The organism is Pseudoalteromonas sp. S3260, from assembly GCF_005886925.1.
In the GTDB taxonomy this organism is placed as follows: Bacteria; Pseudomonadota; Gammaproteobacteria; order Enterobacterales; family Alteromonadaceae; genus Pseudoalteromonas; species Pseudoalteromonas tetraodonis.
In genome coordinates, this window is record NZ_PNCV01000251.1 from 1 (window position 1) to 259 (window position 259).

1 protein-coding gene is annotated in these 259 nt (G+C 49.8%); it reads left to right on the top strand.

All coding sequences use genetic code 11. From position 1 onward, the window contains the following. Positions 1–259: alanine:cation symporter family protein (locus CWC14_RS18355; RefSeq protein ID WP_138564320.1), on the top strand; the 259-nt coding region annotated here is incomplete at both ends.

The window sequence follows — 259 nt, forward strand, 5'->3', positions numbered from 1 at the left end:
CTTATTTATTTACTGCTCTTTGCTGGTGTGTGGTTTTCGATTTCGCTCAGAGGGATTCAGCTCACTCACTTTACCCATATGTTTGCGCTATTAAGAACCAGTGCTCAGGCGGATAAAAACCAAATAAGCTCATTTCAAGCGCTGTGTACCGGCCTAAGCGCTCGTGTGGGCACTGGCAACCTTGCCGGGGTGGCAGTTGCTATTTCTTTGGGCGGCAGTGGTGCCGTGTTCTGGATGTGGGTGATTGCCATACTCGGTA